The organism is Streptomyces sp. NPDC093225 (genome assembly GCF_044753805.1).
Taxonomy (GTDB): Bacteria; Actinomycetota; Actinomycetes; order Streptomycetales; family Streptomycetaceae; genus Streptomyces.
In genome coordinates this window covers 24,126-37,873 of sequence record NZ_JBIVNX010000035.1, presented here as the reverse complement: position 1 = coordinate 37,873, position 13,748 = coordinate 24,126, and the positions used below count along the sequence as shown (strand labels likewise).

General features: G+C 75.0%; 10 protein-coding genes. 7 read left to right on the top strand and 3 right to left on the bottom strand.

The window, feature by feature from the left end:
- Positions 1–56: 56 nt before the first annotated feature.
- Both ACIQCH_RS27155 and ACIQCH_RS27150 read right to left on the bottom strand, forming a co-directional pair.
- A complete protein-coding gene (locus ACIQCH_RS27155) occupies positions 57–653 on the bottom strand; it encodes a hypothetical protein (protein WP_402585025.1) in 597 nt (198 codons plus the stop codon).
- Positions 654–1,095: 442 nt separating this feature from the next.
- Positions 1,096–2,826, bottom strand: a complete 1,731-nt coding sequence (locus ACIQCH_RS27150; protein WP_402585023.1) for a helix-turn-helix domain-containing protein — start codon at positions 2,824–2,826, stop codon at positions 1,096–1,098.
- Between the two features lie 226 nt (positions 2,827–3,052).
- Between ACIQCH_RS27150 and ACIQCH_RS27145 the strand changes: the two genes are divergently transcribed.
- The 7 genes from ACIQCH_RS27145 to ACIQCH_RS27115 all read left to right on the top strand — a co-directional run bounded on the left by ACIQCH_RS27145 (position 3,053) and on the right by ACIQCH_RS27115 (position 12,148).
- On the top strand, positions 3,053–3,877 hold the full coding sequence (locus ACIQCH_RS27145) for an FAD binding domain-containing protein (protein ID WP_402585022.1): 825 nt from the start codon (positions 3,053–3,055) through the stop codon (positions 3,875–3,877).
- Positions 3,874–6,654 (top strand): molybdopterin-dependent oxidoreductase, encoded by a 2,781-nt coding sequence (locus tag ACIQCH_RS27140; RefSeq protein ID WP_402585020.1) that lies wholly within the window; start codon positions 3,874–3,876, stop codon positions 6,652–6,654. The genes ACIQCH_RS27145 and ACIQCH_RS27140 overlap by 4 nt, the downstream gene beginning before the upstream one ends.
- Positions 6,655–6,737: 83 nt before the next feature.
- Positions 6,738–7,259 (top strand): molybdopterin-dependent oxidoreductase, encoded by a 522-nt coding sequence (locus ACIQCH_RS27135; RefSeq protein WP_402585019.1) that lies wholly within the window; start codon positions 6,738–6,740, stop codon positions 7,257–7,259.
- The gene (locus ACIQCH_RS27130) at positions 7,256–8,035 is read left to right on the top strand and encodes a 4'-phosphopantetheinyl transferase family protein (RefSeq protein ID WP_402585017.1); all 780 of its coding nucleotides are present in this window, start codon (positions 7,256–7,258) and stop codon (positions 8,033–8,035) included. Before ACIQCH_RS27135 ends, ACIQCH_RS27130 begins: the two co-directional genes overlap by 4 nt.
- Before the next feature lie 192 nt (positions 8,036–8,227).
- Complete coding sequence (locus ACIQCH_RS27125; protein ID WP_402585016.1) at positions 8,228–9,412, top strand: S8 family peptidase; 1,185 nt, start codon at positions 8,228–8,230, stop codon at positions 9,410–9,412.
- 345 nt (positions 9,413–9,757) lie between these two features.
- Positions 9,758–10,975 (top strand): hypothetical protein, encoded by a 1,218-nt coding sequence (locus ACIQCH_RS27120; protein ID WP_402585014.1) that lies wholly within the window; start codon positions 9,758–9,760, stop codon positions 10,973–10,975.
- A 120-nt stretch (positions 10,976–11,095) separates the two neighbouring features.
- Positions 11,096–12,148: a WxL protein peptidoglycan domain-containing protein gene (locus ACIQCH_RS27115; protein WP_402585012.1), complete on the top strand. Its 1,053-nt coding sequence runs from the start codon at positions 11,096–11,098 to the stop codon at positions 12,146–12,148.
- A gap of 78 nt (positions 12,149–12,226) precedes the next feature.
- On the opposite strand, the gene ACIQCH_RS27110 is transcribed toward ACIQCH_RS27115, so the two are convergent.
- Positions 12,227–13,726 (bottom strand): CoA-acylating methylmalonate-semialdehyde dehydrogenase, encoded by a 1,500-nt coding sequence (locus ACIQCH_RS27110; protein ID WP_402585010.1) that lies wholly within the window; start codon positions 13,724–13,726, stop codon positions 12,227–12,229.
- Between the last annotated feature and the right edge of the window lie 22 nt (positions 13,727–13,748).

The following is a 13,748-nucleotide window of genomic DNA, read 5'->3' as shown; positions in this document are numbered from 1 at the left end:
CACGGGTGTTGCGTTCGGGTGGGGTCGGGGCGGTTGTCCTCGGGGGCAGGCGGCGGTCAGTGGTTGACGTCGATCACCAGGCGGTTCGGGGACGTGAGGGTGTAGACGCGGTAGCTGCTGTACGTGCCGAGGGCCAGGCCGAAGCCTTCGTAGCCCTCGTAACCGCCGGTCAGGGCGTAGCCCTTCACGGACGGGAGGGTCAGGGTCTGGAGGGTGGGGCCGGTGAAGGAGGACTGGCCGGTCGTGGTGGTGTTCGTGACGCCGTGCGTGTCGATGCGCAGGAACGACGTGCCGCCGAGGGGGACCGGCCGGCTCTCGCCGCTGGCGCTGTCGTAGGTCAGCGAGGTGAGTCCGGCCGTGGCCTGCCAGGTGGGCAGGGTCGGGCCGCCGAGGTCGATCACGACGCGGTCGAAGTCCGGGTGCGCGCCGGTGCGGACGCCCAGGAAGCAGGCCGAGGCGCAGGTCGGCGTCACGGCCACGGTCATGGTTGGGGCAGAGGCCGAGGCCGAGCTGGCTCTGAGGGTGGCCGTCGTGGTCGCGGTGGTCGCGGTGGCTGCCGAGACCGTGGGGGCGGTGGCGCCGACGAGGGCGGCTGCGGACAGGAGTGCGCCGGCGGCGGCCGTTGCGGCGCGGGTGGGGATCTTCGCGGGCATGGGGCTGGACCTTTCGTCGGGTGGGTGGCGTGGGGTGGGGTGGGGGCGTACGTGGCGTGGGTGGCGTGGGCGCGGGTGCGCTGGGCAGTCGCCCGCCCTCCGCTCGGTGTACCGAGGGGGTGATGGGCCGCGGGCGGGTGGGCCGGTGGGCGGTGCGCAGTGGCGTCACGCCGCCCGTAGCTCCGTTCGGACCGGGCCGAATGTAGGGGGCGGGGGCACCCGTTCCGGTGGTCCGCGCGTCCCGTACCCGGTCCCGAGACGTCCCGCGGCCTCCCGGGGCGTCCCCGGCAGCGTCCCAGGGCTGTCCGCGAGGGCGTCCCGGGCCGGCCCGGGACACCTCCCCGCGCCGCTGCTCGGCTGTGGGGGGGCGCGACCTGGCGGTGCCCCGCCGGCAGCGGGCGACCCGGCCGAGCGCCCACCCGCGAGGGCGTCGGCGGAGCGTCTACCGGCAGAGGAGGGCCGCGCGGAGGTCGAGGCGGTCGTCGAGGCGGGAGAGGTCGCGGCCCGTGAGGGCCTCGATGCGCTGCACGCGGTAGTGGACGGTGTTCACGTGCAGGTGCAGGGTCTCCGCGGTGCGCGCCCACGAGCCGTTGTGGTCCAGGAACGTGACCAGCGTCTGCAGGAGCGTGCCCGCCGAGGCGTTGTCCTCCTCCAGCAGCGGGCCGAGTGTGCGGGCGCTGAACACCCGGCGCACTTCGGCCGGTACGCCGCTCAGCAGCGCGGCGAGGCTGCCGAGGTGTGCGGTGGAGGTGAGCCGCCCGGCCCCGGGCGAGGCGGTACGGGCCGCGGTGAGCGCGAAGCGGGCCTGCTCGAGGGCTCCGGCGAGGCCGGCGGTGGGTACGGGCCCGCTGACCCCGGCGTGCAGGACGGTCTCCGGGTCGCAGGCGCCGAGGACGTCCCAGACGCGGTCCAGCCCCGGGAGCACTCCTGCCGCGGACCTCGGCCCGGCTCCCGCCGCGGCACCGGCACCGGCCCCGCCTCCGGCCCCGGCTCCGGCTCCGGCTCCGGCCCCGGCCCCGGCCCCGGCCCCGGCCCCGGCGCCATTGTCCTCGTCCGGCAGTTCCACCACCGCCACCGCCTCCCCGGCGGCCGTGCGCCCCACCGCGAAGCCCGCCGGAGCGGCCGTCGCCAGGCCTTCCGCGAGCGCGTCCGCGGCCGCGTGCGCGGTCGCGCCCCCGCGGTGCGCGGCGACTGCGGCGAGCACCGCGTACGTGCCGTCCCCGGGGAGCCCGCAGGCGCGCAGCGCCCCGTCGAGGGCCACGGCACCGCCCGCGCCGCCCGCCACCAGCGCCGCCAGGGCGTCGGCGGCGGCCCGCCGGCCGGCACCGGCACGCAGCAGGGCCTCCTGGCACTGGGCCAGCAACTCCGCGATCTCGCGCAGGGCCCGGGGCGGCACCCGGTCGGCGTCCGGCAGGTGCACGTGCCAACTGTCGTACGCCGACGCGCCGGCGGACTCCACCCTCAGCACCAGGCCGTCCCCCTGGGGCGCACCGCCCCACCCCGGCGGCCCGGTCCGCACGGGCGCCGGGCCTTCCCCTCCCGACGCACCACCCCGTCCCCCGCCCCGACCCGCCGCGCCGGTCCCGGGGACGGGTGCCCGGCCCCCCTCACCCGTCCGGGCGAGCACCCGGCCCGCCGCCGTCACCAGTGCGCAGGGGACGCCGGGCAGGTGGGCGAAGGCCGCGTCCAGCACCTCGCCCGCCGGCGCCCCGGCCGCGACGAGGCGGCGCAGCGCGTCGCGGACGCCCTCGGGCAGTGCGTGCGCCCCGCGCCCCGGGTGCCGGCTGAGCTCGCTCCACTGGCGCAGGTACACCGCGTCGGTGATCGCACGGAAGCTGATGTGGGCCGGTACGGACAGCAGGGCCAGGCCCTGGTCCCGGCAGGCCTGCGCGATCGCGTCGGGCACGGCGCCGTGGGTCTCCTCCCCCGCGGCCAGCGCCGCGGCCCCGGCCTCCCGCACCGCGCCCACGAAGCGGTCCGCCTGGGCCCGCCCGCCCTCGGGCGTCCACCACACCAGTCCGGTCAGCACCAGCTCGCCGGGCCGCAGGAAGCGTGCCGGGTCCTCCAGGTCGGTGGCGGTGACCCCGCTGACCTCGCGGGAGAGGAGGGGGTCGTCGGCCCACAGGAGCCGGAGGCCGAGGGACTCGTCCTGGAGTAGCTGTTCCACCTGCATGATTCCGGCTCCTCGCGCACCTGCCGGGCCTTGTGCTCGACACCGCCGGCCCGCCGGACGATCACATGGCAATCGCAAGGCAAAGCCGCGCTTCAGCATCGTAAATGCAAGCTCAATCGACGAGAACTCCTCTTGGGTAATTCACCAAAGGCGCCCCGCTCCCCCCGGTCGTTTCCGTGCACGCAACCAGTCGTTTCCGGCCATGGCCCGTTGTTTCACTGAGGCGGTGGACCTCAACACGGTGGTGGACATCCTCGACGCGCGGCGGCGACCGGCCTGGCGGCCCGGCGACGCCTGGCTCGGCGGCGGCACGTACCTCTTCTCCGAACCCCAGCCGCAGATCCGGCGCCTGATCGACCTGGGCTCCATGGGCTGGCCCGCGCTCACCGCACACCCCGACGGCTCCCTGGAGATCGCCGCGACCTGCACGATCGCGGAGCTCTACCGGTACGGGCGGAGCAGCACGGCCCCCGCCGCCCCGCTCTTCGGCCAGTGCTGCCGGGCCTTCCTCGCCTCGTTCAAGATCTGGAACATGGCGACGGTCGGCGGCAACCTCTGCAACGGCCTGCCCGCCGGTCCGATGATCTCCCTCACCGCCGCCCTCGACGGGGTCTGCCGGCTGCGCGGCCAGGACGGCTCGGTACGGAGCCTGCCGGTCGCCGACTTCGTCCTGGGTGCCGGCCTGAAGGACCTGCGCCCCGGCGAGCTGCTGCGCTCGGTCACCCTGCCCGGCGCCGCGCTGGGCCGCCGCACCGCCTTCCGGCAGGCCTCGCTGTACGGGCTGGGCCGGTCGGGCGTGCTCGTCATCGGCACGCTCGACCCGCGGGACGGCTCCTTCGGCCTGACGGTGACGGCCGCGACCGTACGCCCGTACCGGCTGTGGTTCCCGGCCCCGCCCACCCGCCGGCGGCTGGCGGTCGCGCTGGACGACGCGGTCCCGGACGGGGCCTGGTTCGACGACATCCACGGCCTGCCCGCCTGGCGCCGGCACATGGCCTTCCACCTGTCCGAGCAGCTCCGCCGCGAACTCACCACGAAGGACATGCCATGAGCTTCGAGATCGAGGTCAACCGGCAGCGCTTCGACGCCGATCCGCGCCCCGGCCAGTGCCTGCGCACCTACCTGCGCGACCGCGGCTGGTTCGGCGTCAAGAAGGGCTGCGACCAGGGCGACTGCGGCGCGTGCACGGTGCACGTGGACGGCAGGCCGGTGCACAGCTGCCTCTACCCGGCCGCCCGGGCCGCCGGGCGGAGCGTCACCACGGTGGAGGGCCTGGCCGATCCCGAGGGCGAACTCCATCCCGTGCAGCGCAGGTTCCTGGAGGCCCAGGGGTTCCAGTGCGGGTTCTGCACCGCGGGCTTCCTGATGACCACGGCCGCCCTGGAGGCCGAGGCCGGCACCGCCGACGACGACGGCAAGCTCGACGACCTGCCGCGCGCCTTCAAGGGCAACATCTGCCGCTGCACCGGCTACCGTGCGGTTGAGGACGCCGTCCGCGGTGTCAAGCACACCGAACTGCCCTGTGCGGGCGGGGCGGTGGGCCGCAGCCTGGGTGCCCCGGCCGGCCCGCAGGTGGTCACCGGCACCGCCCGCTACACGTTCGACGTCACCGTGCCGGGACTGCTGCACATGAAGCTGCTGCGCTCCCCGCACGCGCACGCCCGCATCACGGAGATCGACACCTCCGAGGCCCTGGCCGTGCCCGGCGTGCACGCGGTGCTCACCCACCACGACGCCCCCCGCACGCTGTACTCCTCCGCCCGCCACGAGCACCCCACCGAGGACCCCGACGACACCCGGGTGCTGGACGACACCGTGCGGTACGTCGGCCAGCGCGTGGCCGCCGTGGTCGCCGACAGCGAAGGGGCCGCAGAGGAGGGCTGCCGCCGGATCCGGGTCGTGTACGAGGTGCTGCCGCACGTCCTGGACCCGGAGGAGGCGATGGCCCCGGGCGCGCCCGCGCTGCACGGCGACAAGGGGCCCGAGTGCCGCATCGCCCGCGCCGGGGACAACGTGGCCGGCGAGGTGCACGGCGAGATCGGCGACGTCGCGGCGGGCTTCGCCGAGGCCGCGGTCGTCCACGAGGCGACGTACCGCACCCAGCGCGTGCAGCACGCCAGCCTCGAGACCCACGGCTGCGTCGCGTACTTCGAGCCCAAGGAGGACGGCACCGGCGAGCGGATCACGGTCCGCTCCTCCACCCAGACCCCGTTCCTGACGCGCCGGGCGCTGTGCGCGCTGTACGGGCTGCCCGAGGACGGGGTGCGGGTGGTGGCCGGCCGCGTCGGCGGCGGGTTCGGCGGCAAGCAGGAGATGCTGACCGAGGACGTCGTCGTCCTGGCCGCGCTGAGGCTGCGCCGGCCGGTGAAGCTGGAGTACACCCGCGCCGAGCAGTTCCACGGGGCCACCACCCGCCACCCTTTCACCATCGGCATCAAGGCGGGCGCCCGGGCCGACGGCACGCTGAGCGCGATCCAGATGCGGGTGGTGGCGAACACGGGCGCGTACGGCAACCACGGCCCCGCGGTGATGTTCCACAGCGTCGGCGAGTCCTTCGCCGTCTACCGGGCCCCGCACAAGAAGGTCGACGCCTTCTCCGTCTACACCAACGCCGTGCCCGCGGGCGCCTTCCGCGGCTACGGGCTGGGCCAGGTGACCTTCGCCGTCGAGTCCGCCATGGACGAACTCGCCCGCCTGCTCGGCATGGACCCGCTCGCCTTCCGCGAGAAGAACGTCATCGGGCCGGGCGAGCACATGCTCAGCCCCATCGGCGAGGAGGAGGACCTGCACATCGCCTCCTACGGGCTCGCGCAGTGCCTGGCCGTGGTCCGTACGGCCATCGCCGAGGACACCAGCCACGAGCTGGTCCCCGAGGGCTGGCTGACCGGGCAGGGCACGGCGCTGTCGATGATCGCCACCGGGCCGCCCGGCGGGCACTACGCCGACGCCACGGTCAGCCTGCTGCCCGACGGCACGTACGACGTCGCCGTCGGCACCGCCGAGTTCGGCAACGGCACCACCACCGTCCACCAGCAGATCACCGCGGGCGCGCTGGCCACCACCGCCGACCGCATCGCGATCCGGCAGTCCGACACCGACGTCGTACGGCACGACACCGGCGCGTTCGGCTCGGCCGGCACGGTGGTGGCGGGCAAGGCGGTGCTGCTGGCGGCGACCTCGCTGGCCGAGCGGCTGAAGACCTTCGCCGCCCGGCACACGGGCGTGGCCCGGCACCTGTGCGCCCTCGGCGCCGAGGCCGTCGACTGCGCGGGCCGGGTGGTCACCCTCAAGGAGCTGTACGAGGCCGCGCACGCCACCGGTCGGGGCGCGGAGGTGAGCGCCGAGGGCCACTGGGGCGGCAGCCCGCGGTCGGTGGCGTTCAACGCGCAGTGGTTCCGGATCGCCGTGGACCCGGACACCGGGGAGATGCGGATCCTGCGCAGCGTGCACGCGGCGGACGCGGGCAGGGTGATGAACCCGATGCAGTGCCGGGGGCAGGTCGAGGGCGGGGTGGCCCAGGCGCTGGGGGCCACGCTGTTCGAGACGGTGCGGCTGGACGAGCGGGGGGAGGTCACCACCACCGCCTTCCGCCGCTACCGGCTGCCGCAGTACGCGGACGTGCCGCGCACCGAGGTGCACTTCACGGAGACCTCGGACGCGATCGGGCCGCTGGGCGCCAAGTCGATGAGCGAGAGCCCGTTCAACCCGGTGGCGCCGGCCTTCGCGAACGCGCTGCGGGACGCGACGGGCGTGCGGTTCACGGAGGTGCCGCTCCTGCGGGACCAGGTGTGGCTCACCCTCCAGCAGGAGCGAGGGGAATCTTCGTAGGGACCTCAGAAAAGCGAGTCGAATCAGCCATTGCAGATGGGATATGCGATTCCGGATCGCCGTGGATGGGCACCCTTCGGGCCATGAGCCGACTTGATGTGCACACCGGCGGGACCAGCGACACCGGCGACATCGGCGCCACCGGCGCCACCGCGGTCCGCCCCGCGGCCCCGCTCGTCGTGACGGGCGAGGTGGCGCGGCCGCTGACGCTCGACGTGGCGGAGCTGCGGGCGGGCTGGACGGGCCACCGCGCGGAGGTGGTCTTCGACTGCGCGACGAACGGGCCGCAGCGACACGTCTTCGAAGGGGTGCTGCTGCGCGAGGTCGTGGCCGCGGCCGGCCCCGGCTTCGACCCCGCCCGCCGCAAGGACCGCAGCCGCTTCCTCCTGGCCGTGGACGGCGGCGACGGGCACCACACCGTGCTGTCGTGGGCCGAGGTCGACGAGGACTTCGGCAACGCCCCCGTACTGCTGGCCACTTCCCTCGACGGGACGCCCCTGGACGCGGCGGGCAGCCAGCTGGTGGTGCCCACCGACCGGTGCGGGGCCCGCTACATCAGCGGGATCACCGCGGTCCGGCTGGAGGCCCGTACGCTCATCGGGTGATCGACGAGGACGGACCGCGCATCGACGCGTACGAGCTGGGCGGGGACGCCGTCCCCGCGGTCCGGCGGCCCGCGGCCGCCGAGGTGGCGCTGTGGCGGCTGGACACCACCCGCACGCGGGTCGGCGGCCGGCCGGTGGGGGACGCGCTGCTCGACGCCGCGGAGCGGGACCGGGCCGCGCGCTTCGTCCGGCCGGCCGACCGGGAGCGCTACCGGGCGGCGCACGTGGGGCTGCGGGTGCTGCTGGGCGCGTACCTGGGGGTGCCGCCGGAGGCCGTACCGCTCGTACGGGAGGCCTGTCCGGTGTGCGGCGGGCCGCACGGGCGCCCGGCGATCGGCGCGGTCGCCGGAGGTGGCCCGGTCGACGGAGGCGGGTCGGGCGGGGACGCGGCCGGGGGCACCGGTCTGCACTTCTCCCTCTCGCACAGCGGGGACACCGCGCTGGTGGCCGTCGCCCGGGTGCCGGTCGGCGTGGACGTGGAGGAGCTGCCCGACGCGGCGGCGCTGGCCGACCTGCTGCTGGCGCTGCACCCGCTGGAGGCGGCGGAGCTCGGCGCGCTGCCCGAGGCGGACCGGCCCGCGGCGGTGGCGCGGCTGTGGTGCCGCAAGGAGGCGTACCTGAAGGGCACCGGCACCGGCCTGTCCGAAGGACTCGCCGACCCGTACATCGGCACGGCTCCGGGTCCGGTCCGGCTCCCGGGCTGGACGGTCCGCACGACCACCGCCCCGCCCGGGTACGCCGCGGCGGTCGCCCTGGCCGACCCCGCCGGACCCTGACGGGCGCCCCGGAGCGAGCCCTGACCCGGGCCTGGCGCGGGCGGGTGGCGTGCCCGGGGGGGCGCGGACTCCGACCGGAGGCTCCGCGCCGGCCCGACCCGGGCCCGCTCGCGGCCTCTGATCGGGTGGCGCGGGCGGGACGGCGGCGGCGCCTCGGGCGCGGCCGGGGCCGGTTCGCCGAGCATTCAGCCCATGATCGGACACCGTCTCAGGGCCATCGCCCTGCTCGGCGCCGCCCTCCTGGGCGCCGCCGCGCTCCCCGCCACCGCCCGGGCCCTGCCGCCCGCCGAACCCGAGGAGACCGGCAGCTGGATCGTCGTCCTCAAGGACGGCGCCACGCCGGCCGCCACCCGCTCGCTGGCCGCCGGCTCCGGCACCGAGGTCGCGCACGTCTACGAGAGCGCGGTCCGCGGCTTCGCCGCCCGGATGACCAGCGCGCGGGCCGCCGAACTGGCCACCGACCCCGACGTGGCCTTCGTCGAGCGGGACCCGCAACTGCACGTCCTCGGCGCCCCCACCGGCTCCGTGCGCGACACCGACCCCGTCCTCGACGCCCAGGCCGGCGCGACCTGGGGGCTGGACCGGGTCGACCAGCGCGACCTGCCCCTCGACGGCACGTACGGCTACGAGACCGGGGCCGCGAACGTGACGGCGTACGTCATCGACACCGGCATCACCGCCGAGCACGCGGAGTTCGGCGGCCGCGCCCGCACCGGCTACGTGGCCTCCGACCGCCTCACCCCCGGGGACTGCAACGGCCACGGCACGCACGTCGCCGGCACCATCGGCGGGGCCACGTACGGCGTCGCCAAGGAGATCGAGCTGGTCGCCGTGCAGGTGGCCGACTGCCAGGGATCGGCCTCGGGTTCGGACGTGCTCGCCGGCATCGACTGGGTCAGCCGCAACGCCACCGCCCCCGCCGTCGCCAACATCAGCATGGGCGGCGGCCTGAGCCCGTCCCTGAACACCGCGGTGCGCAACTCGGTCGCCAAGGGCATCACGTACGCCGTCGCGGCCGGCAACGAGGCCACGAGCGCGTGCATGACCTCCCCCGCCTCGGCTCCGGAGGCGCTCACGGTCGGCGCGACCGACCGCGACGACCGGGTGGCGGAGTTCTCCAACTACGGCTCCTGTCTGGATCTGTACGCTCCGGGCGTGTCGATCACGTCCGCATGGCGGACCGGCGGCACCGCGACGGCCACCGGCACCTCGATGGCCACCCCGCACGTGACGGGCGCGGCGGCCCTGTACCTGGCCGGGCACCCGGCGGCCGCGCCGGCCGACGTGGCGGCGGCGCTGACCGGCCGGGCCACTCCGGGCCGGCTCACCGACGTGTCCTCCACCTCGCCCGACCTGCTGCTGTACACGGGCCCCTGAGGGGATCCGGCCGACGGCCCGTACGGGCGCCCGCGACTCCCGTACGGGCCGCCGCCGCGCCGGAAACCCCACCGGAGCGCCGCCGGAGCGCCACCGGACCGCCCCGGGGTCCTGCCCGACCCTGATGGGACATCAATTTCTGTGTGCTTCCGGCGAATCCAGGCCATTGACTTCTCATCATCGTGACGCGTCAATGTCGGCCACCGCACCGGCTCGGCCTCCTCCTCACAGCGGGTGGGTGGAGGGACTCGTCATGACGAAGGAGTCGCGACCGAAGTGAGTACGAGCTACCGACGTAGAATCCTTGCCGGGGCGGGCGCCCTGACCCTGGCTCTGGCGGGTGGCGTGGTGGGTCTGGCGGGGCCGGCTCAGGCGGCCACCAAGACGACCACCATCTTCATGAACTGCGACGCGCCCGCTCCGCAGGCCGACGGCTCCGGGAACCAGAACTTCACCGTCACCCTCCCGGACACCGCGAAGGCCGGGGACACCGTGCCGGTCACGATCGACCCCGGTCCCAGCCCCCTCCTGCCGGCGTTCAGCGTCACCACCGACAACACCACCAAGGTCCACCTGCTGGTCGGGACCAAGGCCGTCACCGTGACCAGCCCCGTCGAGACCGTCACCGTCGTCGCGGGCGTCCCCCTGGACGCGAAGCCCTTCACCGCCAACCTGACGATCCCGGACGGGACCGAGGGCACCACGCTCGACGTCAAGATCGACCAGGCGATCACGGACGCCGTCCTGGGCGGCATGACGTACACCACCACCTGCACGCCGCAGCCGCGCCCGAGCGCGTCGGTGGGCTCCGTCGCGGTCGAGGCCCTCCCGAAGGACCCGGTCACCACGAAGCTGACGCCCAACAGCGGCGGCCCGGGGACGGCCGTCGTGGCCACCGGCGCCAACTTCCCCGCGGGCGCGGTGACCTGTGCCGCGTCGCTGTCGGGCACGGACACCGGTGACACCGGCTCCGGCACGGCGGACGCGAGCGGCGTCGCCACCTGCAACCTCACCATCACGAAGAAGGCCGACTCCGTCCGCATCGGCTCGGCCCCCGGCAAGGCGTTCAGCTACGTCGCACCGGTCGAGGGCGTCCCGCACCCCGTCGACATCGAGGTGCTGCCCGGCCCGCTGGCCCTCGGGCCCACGGCCGGACTGCCCGCGCTGGACTTCGGCTCGATCACCATCAACGGCAAGAAGCAGTCCGTGGTGGGCGCGTTCAACGCGGCGACCGTCCAGGACTTCCGCGGCGGCAGCCTCGGCTGGGACCTCACGGTCACCCGCACGCCGTTCCTGAACACGGCCACCGGCCACGCGATGGCCACGGCCGGCCTCGGCATCCAGCCGGCCTGCACCGTGACCAACCCGGACAGCCCGAGCGCGTGCTCCGCGGGCGCGCCCGGCGCGATCACCGACGTCCCGCTGAAGGTGGCCTCCCAGGCGCCGGGCGGGGACGAGCTCACCGGTGGTGAGTTCGCCGTCGGCGGCGGCGCGATGATCCAGCTGCCCGCCTTCATGTTCGCGGACACCTACCGGTCGGTCGTGACCTTCTCGATCGCCTGATCCGTCCGGCCCTCCCCCGGGGGTGGTGCGGGGCCCCGGCCCCGTACCACCCCCACGCCCGCGTCGCGCAACCCCCGCACCACCCCGTCCCCGTCCCCGCACCGCCCCCGGAGAGAGCCCATGCGCCCGCACCGCCCGCTGGTCCACCTCCTCGGCGTCCTGCCGGCCGTCGCCGGGGCCCTGCTCGTCGTCCTGCTCGGCGCCCCCGCCGCGCAGGCCGCCGACAACGGCACCTGGGCCGTCTTCCCGACCCCCGCGCCGGGCCAGAAGACCACCAGCCGCGCGTACTTCTTCCACCAGGGCGCGGCCGGCACCACCCTCGCCGACAGCGTGACGATCACCAACGCCACCGACGCGCCGATCACCTTCCGGGTGTACGCCACCGACGCGATGAACACCCCCTCGGGCGGGGCCTTCGCGCTGCTGCCCGTGGAGACCCGGCCCAAGGAGACGGGAACCTGGATCCGGCTGCCGGAGCGGACCGCCGACCGACCGGTCACGGTGCCCGCCAAGGGCCGCCTGGACATCCCGTTCACCGTCCGGATCCCCGAGGACGCGAACCCCGGCGACCACGTCGGCGGGATCGTGGCCCTCAACACCAAGGTCGAGGGCATCAAGAAGGACGGCAAGGTGCAGGTCGGGGTCCGCCGCTCGGTCGGCGCCCGGTTCTACCTGCGCGTGCCCGGTCCGCTGACCCCTGCACTGAGCGTCGAGCACCTGCGCGTCGACCGGCGCGCCCCGCTGCTGCCGTGGACGAAGGACGCGCGGGCGGTGGTCTCGTACTCGCTGGTAAACCGGGGCAACGTCGTCCTCGACCCGCGGATCGCGCTGCGCGCGGAGGGGCTGTTCGGCCGCACGGTGCTCGACCGGCGCCCCAAGGACCTGGGCCTGGTGCTGCTGCCCGGCCAGCGGGTCGACCTGACGGAGACCTGGGCCGACGCCCCGCAGCTCGACTGGGTCACCCTCACCGCGAAGGCCACCGCCGCCGGGCAGCCCGGCCTCGCCGAGAGCGCGGAGGCCGGCTTCCTGGCGGTGCCGTGGCCGGCCGTGGGCGGGGTGCTGGTGCTGACCGGGGCGGGCCTCGCCGCCTGGGCCGTACGCCGCCGCCGGAACCGCGGCGACGAGCCGGCCGAGGAGGCCCCGGACACCCCGGACCTGGAGCCGGTGGCCTGACGGACGGGGCGTCCGACGCAGCAGGAACCCCCGGCCGGTGAGGGTGGGCCGGGGGTCTGCTGTGGGGGGCGGAGGGCGTCAGTGGTTGCGCGGGAAGCCCAGGTCGACGCCGGCGTGCGGCTCCGACGGGTCGGGCCAGCGGGTGGTGACGACCTTGCCGCGGGTGTAGAAGTGGATGCCGTCGTTGCCGTAGATGTGGTGGTCGCCGAAGAGCGAGTCCTTCCAGCCGCCGAAGGAGTGGTAGCCCACCGGCACCGGGATCGGCACGTTCACGCCGACCATGCCCGCCTCGACCTCCATCTGGAAGCGACGGGCCGCGCCGCCGTCCCGCGTGAAGATCGCGGTGCCGTTGCCGAACGGCGAGGCGTTGATGAGCGCCACGCCCTCCTCGTAGGTGTCGGCGCGCAGCACGCACAGCACCGGGCCGAAGATCTCGTCGCGGTAGGCGTCGGAGTCGGTCTTGACGTTGTCGAGCAGGGACAGGCCGATCCAGTGGCCGTCCTCGAAGCCCTCGACCGTGTAGCCGGTGCCGTCGAGGACGACGTCCGCGCCCTGGTCGGCGGCGCCGTGGACGTACGAGGCGACCTTGTCGCGGTGCGCCTTGGTGATCAGCGGGCCCATCTCGGAGTCCGGGTCGTTGCCGGGACCGATCTTGATCTTCTCGGCGCGCTCGCGGATCTTCTCGACCAGCGCGTCGCCGGTCGCGCCGACCGCGACGACGGCGGAGATCGCCATGCAGCGCTCGCCGGCGGAGCCGTAGGCGGCGGAGACGGCCGCGTCGGCGGCGGCGTCGAGGTCGGCGTCCGGCAGTACCAGCATGTGGTTCTTCGCGCCGCCCAGGGCCTGCACGCGCTTGCCGTTGGCGGCGGCGGTGGTGTGGATGTAGCGGGCGATCGGGGTGGAGCCGACGAAGGAGACGGCGGCCACGTCCGGGTGGTGCAGCAGGGCGTCCACGGCGACCTTGTCGCCGTGCACGACGTTCAGCACGCCGTCGGGCAGGCCGGCCTCCTTGGCCAGCTCGGCCAGCTTGTTGGCGGCCGACGGGTCCTTCTCGGACGGCTTGAGGATGAAGGTGTTGCCGCAGGCGACGGCCAGCGGGAACATCCACATCGGCACCATGGCCGGGAAGTTGAAGGGCGTGATGCCCGCGACGACGCCCAGCGGCTGGCGGATCGCGGCCACGTCCACGCGGGTCGACACGGACGTGGACAGCTCGCCCTTGAGCTGGGTGGTGATGCCGCAGGCCAGCTCGACGATCTCCAGGCCGCGGGCGACCTCGCCCAGCGCGTCCGAGTGGACCTTGCCGTGCTCGGCGGTGATCAGCTCGGCGATCGCGTCGCGGTTGGCGTCCAGCAGCGCGCGGTAGGCGAAGAGGACCTTGGTGCGGGCGGCGAGGGAGGCCTGGCCCCAGGTCTCGAACGCGGTCTTGGCGGTCTGCACCGCCGCGTCGACCTCGGCGACGGAGGCGAGCGCGACCTGGGTGGTGACCTCGCCGGTGGCGGGGTCGGTGACCGGGCCGAAGTTGCCCGACGCGCCCTCGACGGTCCTGCCACCGATCCAGTGGTGCACGGTCTTCATTGCTGACAACTCCTTCACAGAT